Source organism: Vallitaleaceae bacterium 9-2 (genome assembly GCA_038396585.1).
GTDB lineage: Bacteria > Bacillota > Clostridia > Lachnospirales > Vallitaleaceae > UBA1351.
In genome coordinates, this window is the sequence record CP121691.1 from 2,455,965 (window position 1) to 2,480,933 (window position 24,969).

The 24,969-nt window shown below is 36.2% G+C and carries 18 protein-coding genes, 1 tRNA gene and 2 other annotated features; of the genes, 1 reads left to right on the top strand and 18 read right to left on the bottom strand.

Translation table 11 applies throughout. The features are described 5' to 3' along the window. Nucleotides 1-177 precede the first annotated feature (177 nt). The 16 genes from QBE53_11530 to QBE53_11605 form a co-directional block, all read right to left on the bottom strand. Nucleotides 178-2,814: a family 78 glycoside hydrolase catalytic domain gene (locus QBE53_11530; protein WZL80434.1), complete on the bottom strand. Its 2,637-nt coding sequence runs from the start codon at nucleotides 2,812-2,814 to the stop codon at nucleotides 178-180. 42 nt (nucleotides 2,815-2,856) lie between these two features. After that, nucleotides 2,857-3,687 carry a carbohydrate ABC transporter permease gene (locus QBE53_11535; protein ID WZL80435.1) on the bottom strand — a complete coding sequence of 277 codons (831 nt, stop codon included), beginning with the start codon at nucleotides 3,685-3,687 and terminating at the stop codon, nucleotides 2,857-2,859. Between the two features lie 10 nt (nucleotides 3,688-3,697). After that, nucleotides 3,698-5,662, bottom strand: coding sequence for an ABC transporter permease subunit (locus QBE53_11540; protein ID WZL80436.1), 1,965 nt, complete (start codon nucleotides 5,660-5,662; stop codon nucleotides 3,698-3,700). A gap of 55 nt (nucleotides 5,663-5,717) precedes the next feature. Further along, nucleotides 5,718-7,361 carry an ABC transporter substrate-binding protein gene (locus tag QBE53_11545; protein ID WZL80437.1) on the bottom strand — a complete coding sequence of 548 codons (1,644 nt, stop codon included), beginning with the start codon at nucleotides 7,359-7,361 and terminating at the stop codon, nucleotides 5,718-5,720. A 31-nt stretch (nucleotides 7,362-7,392) separates the two neighbouring features. Then, nucleotides 7,393-8,358, bottom strand: a complete 966-nt coding sequence (locus QBE53_11550; GenBank protein WZL80438.1) for a LacI family DNA-binding transcriptional regulator — start codon at nucleotides 8,356-8,358, stop codon at nucleotides 7,393-7,395. A 276-nt stretch (nucleotides 8,359-8,634) separates the two neighbouring features. Continuing rightward, nucleotides 8,635-8,707 (bottom strand) — tRNA-Thr (locus QBE53_11555). Nucleotides 8,708-8,739: 32 nt separating this feature from the next. Next, the gene (gene sigH / locus QBE53_11560; protein WZL80439.1) at nucleotides 8,740-9,378 is read right to left on the bottom strand and encodes an RNA polymerase sporulation sigma factor SigH; all 639 of its coding nucleotides are present in this window, start codon (nucleotides 9,376-9,378) and stop codon (nucleotides 8,740-8,742) included. A gap of 62 nt (nucleotides 9,379-9,440) precedes the next feature. Continuing rightward, nucleotides 9,441-10,199, bottom strand: a complete 759-nt coding sequence (rlmB, locus tag QBE53_11565; GenBank protein ID WZL80440.1) for a 23S rRNA (guanosine(2251)-2'-O)-methyltransferase RlmB — start codon at nucleotides 10,197-10,199, stop codon at nucleotides 9,441-9,443. A gap of 20 nt (nucleotides 10,200-10,219) precedes the next feature. After that, nucleotides 10,220-11,824, bottom strand: a complete 1,605-nt coding sequence (locus QBE53_11570; protein WZL80441.1) for a polysaccharide biosynthesis protein — start codon at nucleotides 11,822-11,824, stop codon at nucleotides 10,220-10,222. Next, the gene (locus QBE53_11575; protein ID WZL80442.1) at nucleotides 11,817-12,242 is read right to left on the bottom strand and encodes a ribonuclease III domain-containing protein; all 426 of its coding nucleotides are present in this window, start codon (nucleotides 12,240-12,242) and stop codon (nucleotides 11,817-11,819) included. Before QBE53_11575 ends, QBE53_11570 begins: the two co-directional genes overlap by 8 nt. Nucleotides 12,243-12,260: 18 nt before the next feature. Then, entirely contained in the window at nucleotides 12,261-13,664 is a 1,404-nt protein-coding gene (cysS, locus tag QBE53_11580) for a cysteine--tRNA ligase (protein WZL80443.1), read from the bottom strand. 23 nt (nucleotides 13,665-13,687) lie between these two features. Then, nucleotides 13,688-14,395, bottom strand: coding sequence for a serine O-acetyltransferase (cysE, locus tag QBE53_11585; GenBank protein ID WZL80444.1), 708 nt, complete (start codon nucleotides 14,393-14,395; stop codon nucleotides 13,688-13,690). A 60-nt stretch (nucleotides 14,396-14,455) separates the two neighbouring features. Continuing rightward, nucleotides 14,456-14,678: a binding site (T-box leader), on the bottom strand. A gap of 53 nt (nucleotides 14,679-14,731) precedes the next feature. Continuing rightward, a complete protein-coding gene (gene ptsP, locus QBE53_11590; GenBank protein WZL80445.1) occupies nucleotides 14,732-16,462 on the bottom strand; it encodes a phosphoenolpyruvate--protein phosphotransferase in 1,731 nt (576 codons plus the stop codon). A 34-nt stretch (nucleotides 16,463-16,496) separates the two neighbouring features. Next, nucleotides 16,497-17,879, bottom strand: a complete 1,383-nt coding sequence (locus tag QBE53_11595; protein WZL80446.1) for a tetratricopeptide repeat protein — start codon at nucleotides 17,877-17,879, stop codon at nucleotides 16,497-16,499. Between the two features lie 24 nt (nucleotides 17,880-17,903). Further along, nucleotides 17,904-18,056 carry a hypothetical protein gene (locus QBE53_11600; GenBank protein WZL80447.1) on the bottom strand — a complete coding sequence of 51 codons (153 nt, stop codon included), beginning with the start codon at nucleotides 18,054-18,056 and terminating at the stop codon, nucleotides 17,904-17,906. Then, on the bottom strand, nucleotides 18,049-19,371 hold the full coding sequence (locus QBE53_11605) for a Mur ligase family protein (GenBank protein WZL80448.1): 1,323 nt from the start codon (nucleotides 19,369-19,371) through the stop codon (nucleotides 18,049-18,051). Before QBE53_11605 ends, QBE53_11600 begins: the two co-directional genes overlap by 8 nt. Before the next feature lie 128 nt (nucleotides 19,372-19,499). On the opposite strand from QBE53_11605, the gene QBE53_11610 reads away from it, so the two are divergent. After that, nucleotides 19,500-20,897: a trypsin-like peptidase domain-containing protein gene (locus QBE53_11610; GenBank protein ID WZL80449.1), complete on the top strand. Its 1,398-nt coding sequence runs from the start codon at nucleotides 19,500-19,502 to the stop codon at nucleotides 20,895-20,897. A 31-nt stretch (nucleotides 20,898-20,928) separates the two neighbouring features. Here QBE53_11610 and QBE53_11615 read toward each other — a convergent pair whose 3' ends face one another. Both QBE53_11615 and QBE53_11620 read right to left on the bottom strand, forming a co-directional pair. Next, nucleotides 20,929-23,568, bottom strand: coding sequence for a valine--tRNA ligase (locus tag QBE53_11615; GenBank protein WZL80450.1), 2,640 nt, complete (start codon nucleotides 23,566-23,568; stop codon nucleotides 20,929-20,931). Nucleotides 23,569-23,612: 44 nt separating this feature from the next. Beyond that, nucleotides 23,613-23,835: a binding site (T-box leader), on the bottom strand. Nucleotides 23,836-23,870: 35 nt separating this feature from the next. Next, nucleotides 23,871-24,959 carry a hypothetical protein gene (locus tag QBE53_11620; GenBank protein WZL80451.1) on the bottom strand — a complete coding sequence of 363 codons (1,089 nt, stop codon included), beginning with the start codon at nucleotides 24,957-24,959 and terminating at the stop codon, nucleotides 23,871-23,873. Nucleotides 24,960-24,969: the final 10 nt, after the last annotated feature.

Below are 24,969 nucleotides of genomic sequence, written 5' to 3' on the forward strand. Positions count from 1 at the left end.
ATTGTTTACTGTATCTTGTAAAAACTCTTTTTTGAATTGGATAATCATCTCTTGTGTATGTTTTGAACAAATCTACTTTTTCCTATTATCTTCTTATTGAAACTTGTGATACCCCTTCCCATTAAAAATACCCACATCGGCTTAAATACTTGATGCGGGTATTTCTATTATTGGACTCTAATTTAAAACATGTATTTCATATTCACCTGCCGTTAAATGAAGTATTGGACTCGCACTGAGATTTTCAATCTCTTTTTCATTAACAAAAAGTTGTTTTATATCTTTTGGAGCTATAAAGTCTGCTTCGCAATCAAAAGGTACTTCAATTTTATATATTGTCTTATCGCTTTTAATCTCCCACTCACTCTTATATCGCCCTGATGGAGAATCATACTTTGTCTTTATCCATGTAAATCTAGAATCTATCTGGGGTCTAATAATCACCTTCTTAAAACCAGGTTTTTCTTCAACCGGGTTAATACCGCCCATATATCTATACATCCATTCAACAACTGATCCATAGGCATAGTGATTCATGCTATTCATTCCTGTATCACTTACAAGACCATTTGGTAATACTGAGTTCCAACGTTCCCACACGGTTGTAGCTCCCATATTTACTTCATAAAGCCAGCCTGGGTATTCTTCATTGAGTAATAAACTATAGGCATGCTCTACATATCCATTTTCAGATAGCACCGGACACAAATATGGTGTTCCTACAAAACCTGTATCCAAATACATATTATTACTCTGTAATTTTTTAACCAAATCTTTGGTAACACTTTTTTTATATTCTTCTGGAACGATATCCATGTATAATGCCATAATCATTGCCGTTTGCGTTTCGATTGTCACCTTACCATCTGAGGTGAAATATTCCTTTTGAAAGGCTTCTTTTATTTCGTCGGATAGTTTTTGATATTCATCGGCTTCATCTTTTTTGCCTAATACTTTTGCTGCCTTCGCTGTTAATCTTGCAGAATAATAATAATACGCTGATGCAACAAAATAAGGATCGGTTCCTCCAAAAGAGCTATTCGGATCGGGGTTATCTAATGCTAACCAGTCAGCGAAATGGAATCCATGTTGCCATAATCTCTTCCCTTCACAATATTTTTCTTCCTGATTTTTTATAAAATCAACCCATTTTCGCATGTTCTTATATTGAGTTTGTAAAAGTGACTTATCACCATAAAAAAGATATAGTGTCCATGGTATAATCGTCGCTGCATCGCCCCACGCACATGAACCATGCTGTACATTCTGTTCTTGTTTTGTGATTTTCATAATCTGGGACAATACATCTGGAACAACATGGGCTACAGACCCATTCAATTGCTCTTGCTCTAAATACATATCATACAAATATTTTGTATAAAATGCCGGTGTGTACATATTAAAGCTCGCTGTCGCTGCAAATACTTGAGCATCTCCTGTCCATCCCATTCGCTCATCACGTTGTGGACAATCTGTAGGTACATCTAAAAAATTCCCTTTTTGTCCCCACAATGCGTTTCTAAATAATTTGTTCACTTTTTTATTCGACGTTTCTATATTTCCTGTACGTTTAAGGTCCGAATGAATAACACAACCTACAAAATCCTCTAAAGACAGATCTTTTATCCCTGTAACTTTTACATATCGAAATCCATAAAAAGTAAAATGAGGACGAACAACTTCTTTTTCTCCATTTGAAATATAGATAAATTCTTGCTTTGCTGTTCTCAAATTTTCATTATAAAAATTATCTTCCTGTAACAATTCTCCGTATTGTAGCTTGATTTGCTCACCCTTTTGCATATTCACTTCAAACTCAACCCATCCCGTAAGGACTTGACCAAAATCAATCACTTTCTCACCTGCCGGTGTATTTAGCAATTGAATCGGCTTAACTTTTTCGATAATTTTCACTTCCGGACTTAATCGCTCCGTTATTTTCGCTTCTGGTTTATCAGCATATATAACCGGCAATAATTCTGTATTGGGTAACATTTTTTTTGACCAATCTATAGCTAGTCGCGTCGCATCGATTACTTCTCCATCATATATACTGCTCTTTAAAATGGAAGATTCATGCCAATGCCAACTTTCATCCGTTCCAATGATCATCTGACTCCCATCAAGAAATTCAATAACAAGATCACATAAAAATTTAAATTCATTTCCATATAACTGGTCTAATTTATCAATAAATCCAAATCGTCCCTTATACCATCCGTTCCCCACAATACTTCCGACGATATTTTCTCCATCCTTAAGGGCTGCGGTAATATCATATGTCTGATATTGTATCCAATGATTATAGTCATTAAAAAAGGGGGTTAAATATTCATCACCTATTTTATGTCCATTGATTTTTAGTTCATATAGCCCAAGACCAATAACATAAGCACGTGCCGATTTTATTTTTTTATCGATGGCAAATCTCTTCACAAACACTGGATGACTTGTTGATGTTTCATTGGTTGTAATCCATTTCCCCAACCATGCTTTTTCCATTTTTCCTGTTTCAAACCAGGCGATCTCACTAATGCCTTGATCGCCATTATCCGCAAAAACCTCTACATTCCAATAATATCGAGTACATGGATGCAGTTTGATATCAACGGCGACTCCAAGCGAATTTAAATCTTGTCGATAACCACTGTCATAAATAATTGTATTAAAGTCTATATCTAGCGCTATTTGTATTTTCGCTTCTTTTTGTTTGGTTCCTGTTGATTGTTCCACCACCCATGAAAAAACGGGGTTTTCTATCATAAATCCTAAAGGATTTTCTATATGATTCGTTCTAAGTTGGTCTATTATCATAATATTTACCTTTCATTCGTTGAATATCGTTGTGTGATTTTTTTACCCTTTAACTGCTCCTGAAGTTAATCCTTCCATATAAAGCCTTGATGTAAAGATAAAAAGTATAAACAAAGGGAGTGTTGCAAAGACAAACCCTGCAACCATTGAACCTAAATCTATACTACCTGTTGCAGATTGAAACACTCGTATAGCTACGGTTATAACCTGCTTTGAATTGTTCTCGATTGCCATTAATGGCCAAATAAAGTCGTTGTAGTAATCAATCATCTTCATAACAACCACGGTGGCGATAATAGGTTTCGATAGAGGAACAGCAATTTTTGCTAATATTCCTAGGTCTGTACATCCATCAATTTTAGCAGACTCAAATAATTCTTTAGGAAGTCCTTGCATAAATGTTCTACAAAGTAAAATCCCAAAAACCTGACCACCGGAAACCCATGGCAAAATTAAGGCAAGCCATGTATTATAAATACCGTATGTCTGAATAAGCGAATATTGAGGGGTCAATGTCAGTACTCCCGGTACCATCATTAATGACAGTACTGCAAAAAAGAGAAAGTTCTTTCCCGGAAACTCCATAGTTGCAAAGACGTAGCCGCCCATTGCCGATAAGACTCCTGTAAGCAAGGTTGCAAGAGTGACGACAATCATTGTATTAATCATATTGGGAATCAACATACTGATAGCTTTATCATAATTAGCCCATTGTATAGGATTAGGACGGGCAAAAAAATCGCCATAAATTTGTACGTTAGATTTTAAGGATAATGTAAGCATTAATATGATAGGAGTAAAGGCCAAGATAAGCATGACTAATGCAGTGATTCCAATGGTTATCTGAAATGTGAGTATCTTTTTTCTTTTCATTTTTCCTCTCCTATTCATACGTCGATTTCATGCGCAGATTAATAATTGTACCGATCATAATAAATAAAAACATGACAACCCCTAATGCACATGCATATCCATATCGACCAAATTTTGTTGCATTATAATATAATTCAAGTCCTGGAACATATGTGCTAGTTCCCGGCCCACCACCAGTCAATATATATATTGACGTAAAATCTTGAACAACGCCTATAAACGTCAATACCAACATCATTTTTATTTGTGGAAAGATCATCGGTATTTGTATTTTACTAAAAACATCAAATCGCCTTGCTCCATCAACTTTAGCTGCTTCAAACAAAGAATGGTCAATATCAATAAATCCACCATAATAAACAAGAAACGCTAGTGCATTAATAAAGGGAAATCCCATAAAAATTATCGCCCAAATGGCCGTTTTTTCATCACCTAACCATACTCGTTGTAGATTTTCTAAGCCTACAGTACCAAGAAGCTGATTAATCAGTCCTATTGTCGGATCGTAGATTTGTTGCCATATTAAAGCTGTAACAACCCCTGGAACAACCATTGGAAGTACAAATAGAAAACGTAAACTATACTTTATTCGATCTGATTTCATAGAAAATACAAGCCAAGCTACAAATATAGGTACCGTAAGAATTTTTAAAAATCCAGTAAACAGTAATAATGCAAGGTTACTAAGCCCGGTTAAAAAATATCCTTCTGCAAACATTAATTTGAAGTTTTCTAACCCTACGAATTTAATTTCAGCAAGTGTATTAAAATCCTTAGACCAGTTGGTAAAAGCTCTAGTAAAGGCAATATAGACTGGTGTATAATTAAAAAAGATAAGCAAGATGAATGTTGGCAAGAGTAACAAATATGCCGTCCTATGTTTTTTTAGAATTGCTATAATTTTTTTGACTTGAACACTAAAACGAGGCACAAGTGTGTAGACACAACCTAAAATTCCAAAAATAACTCCAAAAAGTAATATTTGTAATATACCTTCTGATTTTTTTAAGGCCAAAATCATACTTAGATCATTGGTTTTTAGACGTAAAATGAAATCACCTAATCCCGTTACATATACTGTTCCTTTTTGTATCATAATGTCTGTAATACTATTTTCTGCTTCATAGTGATATATCGGAACGTCCTCTCCATTATAAATATAAATATTACCTTCTTCTGTTCCGACAAAGATATACTCGCTATCACTACTTACAGCTTTTGCTGTTACATCACTCGTTGCTACCGGCACTCCATGACGTACAAGTTCAAAGCGATCATTTATAACATAATACGATCCGTCAATACATAAGGCCAGTGTATGCTCAGATGTTCTTTCTACGTCAACTAATTCATACTTTGTCTGGAATTTTTTTATTTCTTCTCCTTCTTTTGAAATTTCAAGGAGTTCTCCTCGGTTATTAATTAGAAGGATGCTTGCGTCATCACGTCCATATTCAATTCCTTGGATACGAGTCTTATATGAAAAATTATTAACTAATTGACCTTCACTTGAATAAACTAAGATATTATGCTTATTTGTATTTACGCCTGCTGAAACAATAATCTCAGTGCCCGTTGTATTGACATCAATATCATAGATTCGTCTTTGTACATTTATATCGCCAACAATTTCTCCTGTCTCTGTGTTGATAATATATACATGGTTGTCTTCATTCCCCGCATATAGAAGTCCTTGTTCTTCTTTTACCACAATCTTTTTAAAAGGTCCCTTTGCCTTAAGTTCCCATAATTTCTCACCATCTTGATAGGCTAACAAAACATTGTTGTACGTTCCGACGAAAAAGGTATCTGAAACCGGATCATATTCCATACTATAATTTTGTAACTGCGTATCGATATCCATTGGCTCAATAATTTCTAAACCTTGATTAATCTTCAATAAAATACCGACGATAAGGCTTAAAACCAGTGTTAGTACTATACACAAAATTTTCCATTTTTTTTTGTTTTTCATTACACCCTCCTAGTTTAGTAAGATTCCTCTCATGTGAGAGGAATCCATAAAATCATTATTGTCCTGTAGGTGCACTTTGCGGATTTTCCAAATCTGTTTCACTGATTCCCGATGTTTTCATTGCTTCTGGTAAATATGTTTGTATATTTTCCTTATGCGCCTGTAACCATTCGTCAACTGAAATATCTCCATTTAAGTAATCATAAGAGTAGTCATAAAATAAACGATAGGATTCTTGAATATCGCCTTGGCTGCCTGCCATTCCACGAGCTAACATTTGACTGTATCCCTTTTGTGCATTTCCTATAAATTCTAAGTCTGCATATGAGTCCGCAATCTTACTTGGTAATTCAACACCATACACTAAGGATGGTCCGTTTGGAACCATATCTGCATCTACCCCCGCATTGAGGTAAATTGTTTGACCTTCTTTAGATGATAAATACATTAAGAAATCAACGACAAGTGCATCATGTTCCTTATCTTTTTTGATTGCTCCCAAGAAACCATTCGCCACTTCGATCGTTCGCGCCGGTGCCTCTATACCTTCTCCCTCCATCGATGGCATATTAAAAGTTCCTAATTCAAATGACTTTATACCTTCAATCACTTGATCGTCTGCTGTTTTAAGTTCTTCACCTGATGATACCTTGTCCATATCTTTTTGAAAATGAACTAATCTCCAAGCACCGTCTACTGTGATAGCTGCTTTTCCTTGATAAAACAAAGGTATTCCATCTTTTGTTCCAAAAAATGCATCTCCACCAGCATACTGCGGAAATACTTTCGCAAAATTTTCCCATACGGTTTTCATTCCCACTGAATCGGGTGCATATATCCCTTCTTTAACAGCCTTAAAAGCTCGAACAGCATTATAATTGACTTTCCAATTATCATCATTGTATGGATCTGAAGGATCATATTTCCATGTACCGTCAACATCTGGATCATAACAGTAATCGCCTTCTTGAGCCCGAAAAACATTAATCATTGAACGCGTTGTTTGATCTGCATATATCTGAGCTAACCAACCCATTTTTTCCGACCAGAAACTATTAAAATCACCAGGTATTGAAATCGGTTGATAACCTGCTGCATATATTTGTTCACATGCCTTTATAAGTTCATCCCACGTCTGTGGTGCTTCAATACCAACCTTTTCAAAAATATCTTTATTATATAACCAGATAACTTGAACAGAATCTAAACTTAATGCCGTCCACTCGCCACGTGCCAAATCACGAACTTGCATTGAATAATTAAATTGTTCTGTCCATGGGATATCTGAATAAGGACTAATGCTATCTGCATACTCCATAAAATTGATGGATTTTCCAATTGCGGCTGAACCCGCTAAGTTGATATTGATAATATCTGTTGATGGATTTTGTGTTGTAAAAATATTTTGAACCCATTCTCCATAACCTTCTGATGGTTTTAAATCCACAATTACATCAACATTTGGATGCTTTTTTGAATATGCTGCAGCAACAGCATTCCAAGCTTCTTCTACACCTACGCCAGCTTGAGTATTAATTGTTATCGTTTGTTGTTTTGCCTCGGACTCAGCAGCCACCTGTTGAGTGTCTGTTTCTTCTTTTCCTTGATTGCTTTCTGTATTTGAACATCCAGCGACACTTCCAATCGTCAATAGAAAAATTAAAACAATCCCCATAATTTTATTTAACTGTCTTTTCATTAATGACCTCCTTAAAATATTTTCGATAGATTTATTTCTTTTTCCCAATACTCTCTTTACAAATAAACTCTGTTTTTATGATTTGATGCTTTTTAGGTGCGGTGTTGATTGTGTCAATTAGTAATTGCATCAAGTTTTCTCCTGTATTAAATGCTTGTGTATCAATTGTTGATAGCGAGGGTGACATTCTCTTTAAAACGGATATATGGTCACATCCTACAATAGAAACATCTTCAGGTATAGATAATCCCTCTTTTCGTAAAATAGTAGCTGCTCCCATAGCCATTAAATCATTAAGTGCAAAGACTGCAGAGAATTTCGTTTTCTTTTCCAATAAAGTCTCCATAGCAATTTCTCCCGACTCCTCATTTGTCTTTCCATCATTATTAACTTCTATATTTAAATCTGTATCCACTTCTAACCCTTTCGCTTTTAAAGCTTCAACAAAGTATTTGAACCTAAAATTAATTGACGGATCAAGGGTAATTCCACTTAAAAAAGCTATATCTGAATGCCCATTTTTCACCAAACAATCAACCATGTCATACATTGCTTGCTTATAGTCTATAAAAACATAATCTCCTGTTGTCACACATGGTATCTTGATTTTGTGTTTCATTTTAACATTTGGGTTCGCTACCGCCCAAATAACCCCATCAACACCTCTACTTGCTAATTCAAGTACACTTTCTTCATTCGATAAGTCTACAGATATAACCGAAACAATATAGCCTTGTTCTGCTGCTATTTGCTGAGCTCCTTCAAGCATTTCACAGTAATATGGATTTTTTAAATTATCTACAAGCATTGCTACATGTCGCGTCTTTTGCGTCACTAAACTTCTCGCCACCAAATTCGGACGATAATTTAATGCATCGATTGCATCTAATACACGTTGTTTAACTTCAGGTGTTACATTCTTACTTTTGTTAACAACATATGATACTGTTGCAACGGATACCCCCGCCCTTTCTGCTACATCTTTTCTTGTTGCCATCTCAACACCTCCTATATTTTGGTTACGCGCGTAACCAAAAGCTTTAAAAAATAGTTACTCGAGTAACTATGACAGTAAATATGATATCACAATTTTACAAATATGCATATATCTAATTTTAATACATATTTCAACGCTTTATTGTTACTATTGCACAAATATACTTTATAAACATAGTCCAATAACATAAAAAGGCTCAAGTGATTTCTCACTTGAGCCTAAATGGCTAGTTGTATTTTAGGGGTTCCCCCAACAATTAACAAAGAGCCTTCCTTAAGCTCCTAACCGGATTCGAACCGGTGACCTCATCCTTACCATGGATGCGCGCTACCTACTGTGCCATAGGAGCTTATTACCTACTGCCTTTACTATTATACACAATTATACATTTTTTTCAAGTAGTATTTTTTCAACTTTTTTCTTAATACGTTGTAAAGCATTGTCAATTGACTTAATCGGACGCTTCATAATAGCCGCAACCTCAGTATAACTGGTCCCATCGATATATAACTGCAATACTTCTTTTTCAAAAGGACTTAATTTTTTTGTAAGTTCATATTCAATAATATGAAGATTTTCTCGTCCAATTAATAGTTCTTCCGGATCCGTTACTTTTTCGTTGGATACAGAATCAATTAATTCCGGACGGTCCTCTTCATCTTGATACGACGGTTTGTTCAAAGATACATATGTATTGAGCGGCATATGTTTTTGACGTGTTGCTGCTTTAACTGCAGTTATCATCTGTCTAGTAATACATAAATCTGCAAAGGAAAAAAAACTGGCTTCTTTATTCGGATTATAGTCACGAATAGCCTTGAATAAGCCAATCATCCCTTCTTGTATAATGTCTTCTTTGCTTGCTCCCATTAAAAAATATGTTTTGGCTTTTTTTTCAACAAGTAACTTATACTTATTCATTAAAAAATCTATGGCTAAATCATTGTCTTGACGAATCTGCTCAACCAACTCTTCATCTACCATTGACTGAAACGCTTCTAACTGTTCTAACTGCTCCAAGTCATCGCCTCCACTCTAACCTTATCTATTATTCATTCATGTTTAACGTACAGTATAACATGTTACCCTCGGCGTTGTCTATATCCCTCATACATAAGAACGCCAGCTGCAACCGATGCATTCAAAGAAGAAATTTCACCTTGCATAGGAATTTGCGCAACAAAGTCACAATGCTCCCGTACTAATTTAGATAAACCTTCCCCTTCACTTCCAATAACAATCGCAAGGGCACCCTTCATATCTACATCATACATTATCTGTCCATCCATGTCCGCCCCAACAATCCACAGCCCTTTATCTTTAAGCTCTTGTATCGCTTGAGAGATATTGGTCACTTTACATACTGGGGTATATTCAATGGCTCCTGCACTTGTTTTTACTACAGTGTCCGTCAAACCAACTGCGCGTCTTTTAGGGATAATCACACCATGTACTCCAACCACATTAGCCGTACGAATGATTGCGCCTAAATTGTGGGGATCTTCAATTCCATCAAGAATCATAACATATGGCGATTCCCCTTTTTTCTCAGCAATAGCAAGGATATCATCAATAGATACGTAATCATAAGCCGCCACATAAGCAACGACGCCTTGATGCTTATGTGAGCTTGCTCGAGCATCCAAACGTTCCTTGGATTCAAAGTTAATAACAATCCCTTTTTTTCTAGCTTTTGCAATAATACTTTTTAAGGGACCTTCTTTACTGACTTGATCTTGTATAAAAAGTTTGTCAATGCTTCGATCAGCTTTTAAAGCCTCGTTAACTGCATTTCTCCCTTCAATAATGAGGGATGACGAATTGTTCTCTTGTTTATTCATTGTGTTCCTTCTTCCTTCTTCTATATTTTTTTATCTTTGGCAAACCATTCTACCAGCTTATTGCCTCGCGGAATGAGTAAAAGTTCTTCTTCGGAGAATGCTTTTAACATAATCATGGCCACCAAATAGACGATAATGCCAATACACACACTCATCAATAAGGCTGCCGCATTGCTATGAAGCAAAAAATGTATGCCTAGATATCCCAGATACGTAAAGATTCCCATAATTGAAGATGCAATAAGAGGTTTTCCATACGTATGAAAAATGTTCGTTTTTATGTCCACACATTTTTTTATATTATAATAACTAAGAATTGTAATAAGCATATAGTAAATCACTGTAGCCAATGTGACACCGTATCCATTCATTTCTGTTTGAATAAAAAACACATTAAGAATCAATTTAACGAGGGCACTCACCAAGACAATGTTTAGTGCTGTATAGTACTTTGATAACCCCTGTAATATTCCTGTCATTGATTGACCCAAAATCATGAATACCAATCCAACCGCCATAATCTGAAGATAACGATAACCTTCCGGTTCTTGATACACAAAGTTAAGAATCGGCTTGGCAAGAATTGCAATACCAAAAGTTGCCGGTAAAGCAAGTTTTACGGCAATCTCTATACCTTCAATAATTTTTTTCTTAAGCGCATCTTTTGTCTCTCGTGCATTCGTTGCAGAAATGGTCGGTACGATGCTTATAATCAGGGATACACTTAAAACTAAGGGCACATTAATAATGGTCTGAATCTTACCGATAATTCCATTAATGTAGGTCCCTTCCGATAACCACTCCCCCTCCATAAACACCTGTGTATTTAGAAGTTTGGGAAGCGTTGCTGCATCAATGGCCAACATAATGGATAAAGCTGCACTTGCTACCGTAATCGGAACAGCAATCATGGCAATCTTTTTAAACACCTTGCTAAAATGTTCATCTGAACTTTGTGTTCCTACCTTAAGCATAATCTCTTTGTGTTGTTTCAAATATGCCATGAGTAAGAAAAAGGCGGAAAACACAAAGCCTAAGGACACACCTAATGCCGCACCACCAATGGCAACCGGAATATCATAACCTTGTTCTAGGAGTATATACACTAAGCTGATTCCTATAATGACTTTGACGGTATTTTCAATGATTTGTGAAATCGCTGTCGGTGCCATCTGCTGCATTCCCTGCAAGTATCCACGAATAGCCCCTGCAATTGATATAAAAAAAGGTGCAATACCCATTCCCAAAAGTGCATATTGGCTTCCATCATCCCAATCCATAACTTGGCGTATTCCATCTCCTAAAAAGATTAATACTCCTGAAATCAACAAACCAATGGAGCCCGTTATAATTAAAGCATATCGAAAAATATCATGTGCTTTTCGATAGTTATTTTTTGCTATTTCTTCAGCCACTAACTTAGAAATCGAATTTGGAATACCTATCAATGAAGCCGCAGTTAACAAACTATATAGGCCATAAATATTTTGATAATACCCAAGACCAACTGTACCGGTAAAACGTTCGAGAGGCACTTTATAAAATGCACTAATGATTTTTGCAAAAATTCCGGCTAGTGTTAATATCAGTGTCCCTCTAATCAAAGTTGTTGATTGTTTACTCATGTTTAATCCCCTTGACTACACATTCTAGCAGTCGCTGATAGTTTTTTGTCATTGCTAAATATCCTAACAAACATTCAAATGCCGTTGCCATCTGATAGTCACTTCGTGTTGCATGTTTAGGGACTGACTGGCTCTTGGCATTTCGTCCCCATTTAACAATCCGCTGTTCCTCTTTGGAAAGGCTAGGCATAATGTGATTCAAAATCTTTGCCTGTTCAGATGCTTTTACATACTTTTTTGTTAATGCATGTAATTCATTAACTGAACGGTTTCCTTGCTGTACAATATAAAATTTTATCAAAAAATCATAAACAGAATCACCTAAGTAAGCTAATGTTAATGGTGAATATTGTTTGATGTCTATTGCATCAAAATCTTCTCCTGCTTGTTTTAAAAAGGTTTCAATAAACTTCTCCACACACACACCTCAATATGTTTATATACGTTTAAAGCGTACACCTTCACGCGTGTCTTCCAGAACAATTCCCTGTTCTTGAAGTTCATCCCGGATTTGATCAGCTAACGCAAAGTCTCTATTTTTTCTTGCTTGTTGTCTTTTTTCAATAAGCGCTTCAATCTCTTCATCTAAGATGACTTGTTCACGCTTATAAGATACTCCTAGTATATCACAAAGTTGTACAAAACATTCATTAAAATTCTCTATAAAAATCAGGTTCGTTGATGTCTCTAATTCTGTATTAATATATTTGACCATATCAAACAGTGTTGATACTGCATCCGATGTATTAAAGTCATCGTCCATTGCACGCTCAAATTGTTGCATAAACTTGTCCAGAATTTTTTGTTCGTCCATGGATACTGGATGAGACTGCTCATTTTTATTTTTAAGCAGTTGTGTTAATTCTTGAAGATGGTCATAACCTGTTTTAATTCGTTCAAGGCTTCGTCCTGCCGCATCCATAAGCATCTCGCTAAAGTTAATGGGACTGCGATAATGTGCACTGACAATAAAAAAGCGAATCACATCATATGGCACTGTCTGTGCAATATCTCGAACAGTAAAAAAATTACCTTTAGACTTTGACATTTTTTCATTATTCACATTAATAAATCCATTGTGCATCCAATATTTTGCAAACTCTACGCCGTTGGCACATTCACTTTGTGCAATCTCATTTTCATGGTGTGGGAAGACCAAATCAGTACCACCCGCATGAATATCAATACGATCGCCTAAGTAACGCTTCGCCATAGCTGAACATTCAATGTGCCAACCTGGTCGTCCTTGACTCCATGGTGACTCCCAATAAGGCTCATTGTCTTTTTTTGGTTTCCATAACACAAAGTCTGTTGGATTTTTCTTCCCTTCTTCAACAGCTATACGCTTCCCGGATTCTAAATCTTCAATATTTTTTTTCGATAATTTCCCATATCCACTGAATTTATTTGATTCAAAATATACCGTTCCATCGACTTCATAGGCTACCCCTTTATCAATAAGCGCTTGAATCATAGCAATAATACCTTCCATCTCTTGCGTTGCTTTTGGATGGTAAGTTGCAGGTTTAACGCCAAGACGGGATGTATCATGCTCGACTTCACTTATATATTTACTTGCGATCTCATCCGTAGTTAATTGTTCCTCAATTGCACGTTGAATAATCTTATCATCAATGTCTGTATAGTTTTGTACATACGTTACATCATAGCCTTTATATTCAAGATAACGACGTACTACATCAAATATAATAAATGGTCGAGCGTTACCTATATGAATGTAATTATATACCGTTGGTCCACATACATACATTTTTACTTTTCCAGGTTCTAAGGGTTCAAACATTTCTTTTTGACGTGTTAGTGTATTATATATTTTCATCTTTATATCATTCCTTTTCATCTTTAGTTTAGTGACGGATTATCTGGACATAGTTGACACCTTTCATCTTCAAGTGCTTGTAGCATCTCAGCATCCAGCCCTCCACACTTCTTTTCAACATTTTCCAATCGAATAATCAGCTTACATATTTCTTGACGTACAGGGTCTGGAAGATGTACTTGATCTAGCGCATCTTGAGGATGCTTTGCTTTTGCTTCACCACGAACAACACGTCCCGGTATTCCCACAACGGTAGCATTTGGCGGTACAGCACGTAACACCACAGACCCGGCGCCTATTTTTGCATCATCTCCAACCTCGAATGAACCAAGAACCTTGGCACCAGCACTAATCATAACATTGTTACCAATAGTCGGATGACGTTTTCCGTGTTCTTTTCCTGTTCCTCCAAGAGTAACTCCTTGATAAATGGTCACATCGTCTCCAATAATTGTAGTTTCCCCAATCACAACGCCATGACCATGATCAATAAAAAGACCTTTTCCGATTTTTGCTCCCGGATGAATTTCAATCCCTGTCTTATGCAAAGCGCGTTGAGAAATCCATCGTGCAAGAACATAACGTTTATGCACATAAAACCAATGTGCCAGCCTATATCGAAGTATCGCATGAAAGCTTGGATATAAAAACACTTCCATCGTTTTTTTTATAGCAGGATCTCTTTCTTTTATAACATTGATTTCTTCTCTGATGTAACTAAAGATATTCATGTAAACCTCCTAGCTATAGTTGGACTATCCTATAGTAAATAAAAAAGTCTCTTATCAATGATAAGAGACGCTTATGCGTGGTTCCACTCTATTTAAAAGCTGTTAAAATTCAAACACCTTTCACTCTTTCTACGATAACGTGTAGACCTCCGACTATAACTACATCTGCTTCGCTATAGCAGCTCCCGAATGCACTTGGGCAACACTTATCTAGACAACTTCCACCACTGTTATCCTCTCTATGAGATTGGTTGTTGCTTACTTTTTCGTTCATCGCTTTTTATCTTTTTCCTTATCAAATATAATATATAAATGGCTATCTGTCAATAGTTTATGTTACTGGTTTGACCATAAAAACAGTTCACCATATTTCTTTTCGAGGCGCATTTTTATGTCTTTTCCTGACCCCATAAAATAAACCTCACGCATGATTTTTCCCCATTCACGCTTATGCGTTGAATTGACTTCCCATCGTATACGTGCAATCTCAGCTGAGACAGTACTTAATCCGTCAACCCCCAGTGCAATAAACAAAGGAATCAACAAAGGATTGGAAGCAATATCTCCAATAAAATCGATAGGTGTTCCTTCTCGATGGGCGCCTCTAACCATACTTTTTAGTAAACGTAAAAATCCAGGATGAAATTCGTCAAATAAATCATACGTCATCTCATTACTTGGATCAACTCCGGTTGTGTACTGTAGCAAATCATCAAGATCAACATATACAAACCCGAGTTCCTGGGCAAAAATATGTGTGATCAAAGCGACAGAAGGGGTTTCTAAAATCACGCCAAATGAAATGGCTTTATTATATTCTTCATGCTTAACATCAAGCTCTAGCATAGCTTCTTCAATAATTAATCGTATATCAAGAAGCTCATCAATCGATGCAATCATTGGGATTACAAAACGCACATCTCCAAACACACTCGCTCTTAAGATGGCCTTAATTTGAGTCAATAAAATTTCACGGTGGTTTAATGCAATCCGTGTTGAAAGCAATCCAAGGGACGGATTCTTTTCCTCCGGAAAATGAATATATGGCAAATCACTTGTTCCATGACAATCAAAGGTCCGAAAGCAAATCCGCTTACCTTTTGAAGCTTTAACCGCTTCTTGATAATATAAGAACTGTTCTTCTTCATCCGGCATCTGATGACGTCCTATAAAAATCGCTTCTGTGCGAAAAACACCAATATGCTCTGCTCCATGCTTTATTGCCTGTTCAACTTCCTCAATATTTGATGCAATCGCATTAAGCTTCATTCTATATCCATCTTTTGTCTGTGTCTTTGCCGTTACATATTGATCGTAATGCCCTTCATGACTCTCTTTTTTACGGATTTTATTTTGGACTAATCGGATAACCTCAGATGAAGGGCGAATAATAACTTCTCCCTTTTTCCCATCCATAATAATGTCATCTTCATCTTCTATTTTCTCCAAAATATTTTTTGCTTGTACAATACAAGGAATATCCCAGTTCTTAGCTAAAGCTACACCAAAAGAATGCTGAGCGTCTTGTTCAAGAATAATCCCTAGAACATGACCTTGTTCTAATTCAATTAAGTCCGCTGCTGACAATGCATTAGCAACAATAATTTTGCCTTCATGCAATTCACCAAAAAAATGATGTCCTTCATAAGAAAGTTGATGAATCAACCCTTTTGTAACCTTTTTAATATATTCTGCCTTCTTCTTTAAGAAGTTATCATCAACACGATGATAGATAACGTCATATTTATTCTTTACTTCTTCCAAAATCCATTCCGCATTCACCTGTTGATCTCGAATCTGTTTTTTGACACTACTAATAATCACCGATTCTTTCAAAATTTCTAGGTGTTTTTGATATGTTTTGGCTTCTTCTTCACTCAAGATATTCATACTTTTTGTATAAATCTTTGCAAGATATTCTTGATAATTACGTACTGCATCTTCCAGGCGCTTTATCTCTTGGTCAACATTATCAATCGATTGCTTTAACACAGTCTTTGGATACTGCTTTTTTTTAACTATCTTGCCATATACGATGCCCTCTGATACGCCTACGCCTCGAATCATATAAAACTCCTCCCTCATAGAAGCAAATGATTGATTAGTCTAGTTTTCCTCCCAAAATCCGAATTTGGTTTTCTGCCCAACCTCTCGTATTCGAACTTGGGTAATTTGCAAGGAGATATTTAAACTGTTCAATCGCATCTTCCGGTCGGTCTAAAAACTGATAACTACGTCCTAAGTAATAGACGGCATAGTGAGAGTATGTTGCATTCTTTGCATAACGGATAGAGACTTCCAGATGATCAACAGCTTCTTGATATCTTCCACTATTATATGCCGAATACCCTGCATTATATTCTGTCCTAGCCACCTCTGGTAAAATAACTTCTGCCAATTGTGTATACAGATTATTTAATGTACCATCGGTGCTGTCATTAATATTCACATTTGACAAGGCTGCTGCTGCATTGGGCAGGTCATCTTGCAGATAGTAAGTCACACTCATCAGCATTTGCTGTACTTGTCCATCTTTTTGTGATAACTGTTCATTATCCGTAATCGCTTGTTCAAGCTCAGCTTCTAAGGTACGAATCGTTGCCTCGTTTTCACTTTTTTGGGCTTCAAGCGCCTTTGCCTCATTTTCACTTTTTACTAAATCCGTCTGATATTGTTCAATCTCATCATTTAACTGTCCGACACGTCCTGGCATTAATAGGAAGAAAACTAAAGCGGCACCAATAGCCAGTCCAAATACTAATGCTCCAAATTGCTGTACGGACTGATTAATTGCAATCTGACGTTTTAACTTTTTCTTGTTCTTTTTTATTTCTTCTTGAGGCTCAACAACAACCGCCTCTTCTTTGTTGTCATCAAATAATTCTTCATAATATTTACGTGCAGCATAGTTCGTCTTATCAATCAAAAGTACCTTGAGCAATATATTTTTCGCTCGACTAATCTCTTCTTCCTTAATATATAAAAGAGCTAACAGCGTATATGCTTTTACAAATTTAGGATTTAATGAAATCACCTTTTTTAATTGAATAATTGCTAAATCTCTTGAATTTTGATTAATATAGCCTAAAGCTTGATTATATTTTTTAATCGCAGAATTCAAACGATCCAGATTGATTTGATTATCTTGAATGACCTTGAGATAATTAGAAGCTACATTTAACTCTGGCTGAATATTTTGACTAATGACCCACTGACGCAGTGCCATTACCGTCTCACCTAATTCAAAATAAACCAATCCAAGTAAATTTCTTGCATCTACATTACGTTTATCATATTTAATACTACGGTTTAAACTTTCAACTGCACCGCTCAAGTCTCGCATTTTTGATTTTTGAAGGCCTTCGTTGTAGAGACTTTTAGATACTTCTTTAATGAGGCGAAATGAACGATACGTAATATTACATGAATCACAGTGTGATTTTTCATTTAATTTTTGTCCACATTTTGGGCATTGATTCAACATGTTTTTCATCCTTTTCTACGTAGTTTATTTTCTCTTTTCATTGCCGTTCATTTCTTTAATCATTTCTGTTAAAATATCAACGATATCTTTCGTCTGATATGAATATATCGCCTCTTCTGCCTCTTCAATTTCTAAACACGGTTTGAATTTTTTGATTTCCTCTTCAAAATTAATCATTAGCTTCCTCCTCTTGAAGTATTTTTCGTATATCACTCGTTAAGAACAAAGACCCTGTTGCTAATAAACGCAACGCACTTTGTTTATATAATCGTTCCTGTAAAAATTGTTGCAAATCCTCTACATAGTAAACCGAATCAGAGTATTGGCTGACTTCATCATACAGTTCTTGTTTTGAAACTCCAATTCCCCCAGATAACTCCACTAAATAAATGTTCTTAAACCATCCTGATTGTAAAAGCAGGCGAATAACCGCTTTATAATCCTTATGCTGCTTCATTCCCAATAACAAATCATAAGATTTAGATTCACTTAGCAATGCTATCGATTCTAATAATGTCGTTACTCCAAGTACATTGTGCGCACCATCAATATAGATTCCTTCCTGAATACGTTCAAATCTTCCTGGCCAAAAAAAACGATCTAACCCCGACTTGACAGAACTTTCATCTACCAAAAGAACATCTTGTAATACATGTATGCAAAGTAAAGCAATTAACGCATTGTTTATCTGATAATGTGCACTGGTATTTAGATGTAAGCGCTCATAATTATAATACTTGTTATGTACAGAAAAATCAATGCTTTTATCGGTAAAATCCATAATTTCATAGGCATTTGGCTGAATATTATAGACCAGTGCTTCTTTTTTTACCGCGATTTGTCGAATAACCTTCTCTGCCTCTTTATCAATCTTTCCTAAAACTAACCGCCCATTTTTTGGCAAAATACCGATTTTTTCTATAGCAATATCTGTTAACGTATTTCCTAGTATATCCTGATGATCTAAGCCAACAGATGTAATGACACTTAATTCTTTTTTCGGAAGGATATTCGTTGTATCTAATCGCCCTCCTATTCCCACCTCAATAACTAGCACTTTTGCTTTTTTCATATAAAAACAATAAAGTGCAATGGAAAATACCCATTCAAAAAATGTCGGTTCAATGTCTTCTGTCTTAAGTCTTTCACAAATTTTTAGAACTGCCTGATATCCGTCATAAAATAGTTCTCCTGAGACATTGTTGTTATTGATTTGAATTCGTTCTGTAATGACATCAATATGTGGAGATGTAAACAATCCCGTACAATATCCTTGTTCTGTATATATTTCGCTGAGCATCTTACAGACAGATCCTTTCCCATTGGTTCCAGTGACATGTATGACATGCACTGAATTTAGATATTCTACAAGCGGTATTATTGTATTTAATTCCGTTATAATACGTTCAATATTTCGAAGGCCTACTTTTTTTCCATATAATGGAATAGCTTTCATTAATGTATCAAGTTGGTACAATTGTTCTTTATCCATTTTTGTCTCCATCAATCATTGTATTTGTTCATAATTTATTCATATTTTCATCCTTTTTTTGACTAACTATTATATTATAGTATAAACATAGAAAAAAACAAATCATTATCATAAGAAAGGAGCATGATATGATGAACGATAAATTTGAAAATATCGACCCAATTTACCAAAAGGAGGATAACCCCAATGAAAACAATGCAACCTCAGACAATCACTCACCCTATAGATCGTATCCACCTAGCTACAATTACACCTCACCACAAGATGTCGATTATAGAGAGACTCAAGAACCACCTTCAAGTCAAGAACCAAAAAAACGAAAACGTTCATTCCCTCGTTTTGTTGCTCTCTTTGTTGTATTTGTATTCTTGGGTGGAATCGTTTTTGGCGCGGGATACTCAACAGCATTATACCTTGGAGATCAACTGACACCGCAGCTTATACAGGCCCAAGCAAAAAGACTGAGCTTTGATGTTAACCAAATTGAACCTGTCGTAACGACAAATTCGACGCTATATGAATCCGATAACATTGTATCTTCCATTGCTAAGACTGCCGGACCTTCGGTAGTAACCATCACAAGTACTTATCTTGTAAATCAAAACAGCTTTTTTAGCAATCGAACATTTGAAACAGAAGGTACTGGATCTGGAATTATCTATAAGCTTCGCGATGATGATTTACTTGTTATTACAAATCATCACGTCATCAAAGATGCCAAAGGTGTTGAAGTCACTTTTTCAGATAACACCCACTTACCTGGGGAAATTATAGGTTATGACTCACGACGCGACCTTGCAGTTGTCTCCGTATCTTTGGATGATATTGATCAGTCTGAGCTTTCTGATATTACTGTAGCTACCTTTGGCGATTCTGAAGATTTGGAAGTAGGAGAACTTGCTGTAGCCATTGGTAATCCTCTAGGCAAAGAGTTTTCCAACACTGTAACGACAGGTGTCATTAGTGCTGTTAATCGTGAGATTGAGATCTCTGACTCTACGTTAACCCTTATCCAAACCGATGCAGCCATTAATCCAGGAAATAGCGGTGGTGCCCTTGTAAACTCCCGCGGTGAAGTAATTGGAATCAATACCGCTAAGTACGTTGATGAAAGTGTTGAAGGCATGGGCTTTTCCATTCCTGTACATATTGCACTTCCCGTTATTGATAGTATCATTGAAACCGGTTCAGGCGACGATGTAGCGTATGCCATGAGTGATGACAAACCATTTTTAGGTGTCCAAATCAGTGATATAAACGAACAGATTTATAGTGAGACAGGCATGCCATTTGGAATCTATGTCACCGAAGTCTATGAAAACAGTGCTGCTGCCAATGCCGGTATTGAAGCTGGTGATGTGATTTATTCAATTGATGGACAAAAACTCATGAATACAGACGATCTTTTTGATGCATTATCCGATAAGTCTGTTGGTGATACCATTAAAATCAGTGTATCTCGTGGTGATCAAGTCCTTAGCTTTGAAACAATCTTGACCCGTTATGGTGATGTGATTACAGAATAAAAAATAAAAAAGCCGCATATGCGGCTTTTTTTTATTTCAATTTTGATAGACGTTCATTGACTTGTGCCAATAGACCTTCATATTTTTCTTGCTTTTCTTTTTCCCCTTGAACAACAGCTTCTGGGGCTTTACTTATAAATCCTTGATTACTTAGTTTTTTTACAATCCGTGCAACTTCAGATTCAAGCTTTTTCTTTTCCCCCTCCAAGCGTTTAATCTCTTGGTCAATATCAACAAGCTCATTAAATGGAATAAAGATATTTGCCCCCGGTATAATCACCGATACGAAGTCATCTTCAACACCTTGCTTATCTGCTTGAACAACGACTTCACTTGCAAAAGCTAGCGGTTCAAAGAATTTCGTTCCATCTCTAAAGATTTGTCGAACTTTTTCTTGATCACTCACAACGATTGCCTTTGCTGTTTTCTTTGGTGATACATTCATCTCTGCTCGAATGTTACGGATTTGATGGATTGCCTCTTTTAATAAAGAAATACTTTCTTCTTCATTTGGAAAATGATAAGCATCTTCAAATGTCGGCCATTCTGAAACCATAATTGATGCTTGAGTGTTCAAAACTGTTTGGTAGATTTCTTCTGTAATAAATGGCATGTATGGGTGTAAAAGTTTAAGAGCTTGTACAAGGACAGTTTTTAATGTCCACAATGCCGCTTGTCTTGTTTCATCTGCTTCATTATATAATCGTGGTTTAACCATCTCAATATACCAGTCACAGAATTCTTCCCATACAAACTCGGTTAATTTTTCCACCGCAATTCCTAATTCATATTTTTCCATATTATCTGTAACGTCTTTAGCTAAATCATTGGCTTTTGATAAAATCCACCGATCAGCCTCTGTCAATCCACTAAGGTCAATCGTCTCAGGAATATTTTCTATATCATACATCATAATAAATCGAGATGCATTCCAAATTTTATTAGCAAAGTTTCTTGATGCCTCAACGCGTTCATAATAAAAACGCATATCATTTCCCGGTGAGTTTCCGGTAACTAAGCTGATACGAAGGGCATCAGATCCATATGCATTAATCACTTCAAGTGGATCTACTCCATTCCCTAGAGACTTACTCATCTTACGACCTTCGGAATCTCGAACCAGACCATGAATGAGCACTGTATTAAATGGTAATTTTCCAGTGAATTCAATTCCTGAAAAGACCATACGAATAACCCAGAAGAAAATAATGTCATATCCGGTAACTAACACATTGGTTGGATAGAAGTACTCAAGCTCAGCTGTATTTTCCGGCCATCCTAGGGTTGAAAATGGCCATAGCGCTGAACTAAACCAAGTATCTAATGAATCTTCATCTTGCCATACATTGGTACTTCCACATTTTGTGCATGTATGTACCGAAGATTTACTAATCATCGTCTCGCCACAGTCGTCACAATAATATGCCGGAATACGGTGTCCCCACCATAATTGACGCGAGATACACCAATCACGGATGTTTTCCAACCAATTTAGATATACTTTTCCATAACGTTCTGGCACAAATTTAAGCTCACCGGACTTTAATGCTTGGATTGCCGGTTGTGCAAGTTCTTCCATACGTAAAAACCATTGAGATTTTAAAAGTGGCTCAATAACGGTATTACATCGGTCATGCATTCCAACATTATGTACATGGTCTTCTATTTCTACAAGATAGCCCTCGTCTTTAAGCCGAGCCACAATCGCTTTTCTCGCATCATATCGATCCATGCCAGCGTATTCTCCACCATTTTGATTGATAGTACCATCATCATTCATAATGTTGATTTGTTCTAAATCATGACGTGCTCCAACCTCATAGTCATTGGGGTCATGGGCTGGTGTGATTTTTACAACACCTGTTCCAAATTCTTGCTCAACATAATGATCGGCAATAATTGGAATCTCGCGACCAACCAAAGGAAGAATCACTGTCTTACCCACCAAATCAGCATATCGCTCATCGTCAGGATGAACCGCTACAGCCGTATCTCCTAGCATGGTCTCCGGCCGAGTCGTTGCCAGACGTAATCGGCGCTCTTCCCCTTTGACCGGATACTCTACATGATAAAAATGTCCATTTTTTTCGATATGTTCCACTTCAGCTTCTGAAATAGTAGTTTGACAGCTTGGACACCAGTTAATTAATTTGTCCCCTTTATAGATATAGCCCTTTTCATAATATTTTAGGAATACATCCAATACGGCTTCTGAACACCCTTCATCCAAAGTAAAACGTTCACGTTCCCAATCACATGATGCACCAAGTTTTTTTAATTGATCTACAATGGTACCGCCGTATTCTTCTTTCCACTTCCATGCTTCTTCCATAAATTTTTCTCGACCTAAGGATTCCTTGTCAACGCCTTCTTTAGCCAACTTCTCAACAATCTTTACCTCTGTTGCAATGGCCGCATGGTCTGTTCCCGGTTGCCAAAGGGCTTCAAAACCTTGCATACGCTTAAAGCGAATCAATATATCTTGTAATGTATTATCAAGCGCATGTCCCATATGCAACTTTCCTGTAATATTTGGTGGTGGAATTACAATGGTGTACGGCTTTTTTTCTGGATTGGGTTGTGCATGAAAATAGCCTTGTTGTATCCATTCATCATAAATGCGTTGCTCCATTTTTTTTGGATCATAATTTTTTTCTAATTCTTTTGCCATATTGACCTCCACAATAGTATCTGTAAAATAAAAAAAGCCTTCTCGCAAAGGACGAAAAGACCGTGGTACCACCTTAATTTCTGATAATATATCAGACTCTTGTGTGAATAACGACACAAACCGGATAAACCTATCACCATAAGGTGGTTCTTAACTTATCTGCTCCGAAGCTACCTTCCGCTAATCAACTGCAGGAATCTTCCAGCCAATGGATTCCTTTCTCTGAGCCAAATCTTTTAACGTACTCTTCTTCATCAACGCATCTTACATTTGATTTTGTTTATAATCATAATGGATTTTATCTATTTTGTCAATAAATTCTCCAGAACCTCTTTTTCATGTTCTAGTTTTTGCAAATCTTTTTGTAATATTGCTCTTTTTTCTTGATGTTTTTCATATAGACGTTCAAGCCCTTTGGCAGTTGCAAAATATTCTGCATTTTTGGTTACAAACTCGATATCTTCGATTTGCAACTTATTAATCACGTCCTCGATATCGCGACTTAGATTTCGCATGGAGCGATGAATATGGTCATAATTTCTTTGCTGTTGCTGTGCATCTAAGTAATGTTCATAACGAAGTTCAAGAACTTCTGAGCTGTTTACTTGGTATTTTTCATATTCAAAATCAAGAAGTTGCTGATTACGAATATACTTTAATTTTGTTTTATTCAACAGCTTGACGGCACGTTCTTGTAGGAGCTGATTCTTCTTAATTTCATGGACACAGTAGCGTCTAAATACAAACCCCCATATAAATAAAAAGGATACTGTAACAATACTAATTAATGCTGGTAAAAACACATTCTCATTATAGACAACGACCAGTGTTGACAATACAATTCCTACGATCAGTGTAATAAAAACCAACGCCAGCATAAAATACTTTAAAAAAGAAAGGGCACGTCTTAAGTTTCCAAAATGAAAGAGTAAACTTTGCTTTTCTCCTTCTAAAATATCCAAATCTTTTTTTACCATGTTTTGATTTTCTTCATGTTCTTTTAATACATGTATCGCTTTGGCAATATCTTTTGATACCAAGCGAATATGCGGGTTCTCTCGATTTTTTGCCTGGGTGTTTTTTGTTTCTGCTTCTTTTATGGCGACTTTGTATTCAGATAACTGACGGCACAAGTCATGCAAATAACTTTTCGTATCTTCATGGGCCATTTTTATTCGTTCTACGACAATAAACTGATTCATCTGCTGATGATATTGTTGTGATAGTTCTTGTAATCTCACATCATTATCCCGTAGCATATCTTTTATTTTTTCATTCTTATAGGGGTCCTTTAAAAGTGTCTCCACATCCATCCCAAGCAATAGCTCTTCTTCATAAGGCTTAAATCTTGACTTGAGTTTTCCGATTTTTTGTATGATTTTTTTAAACATAAGCTCCTAT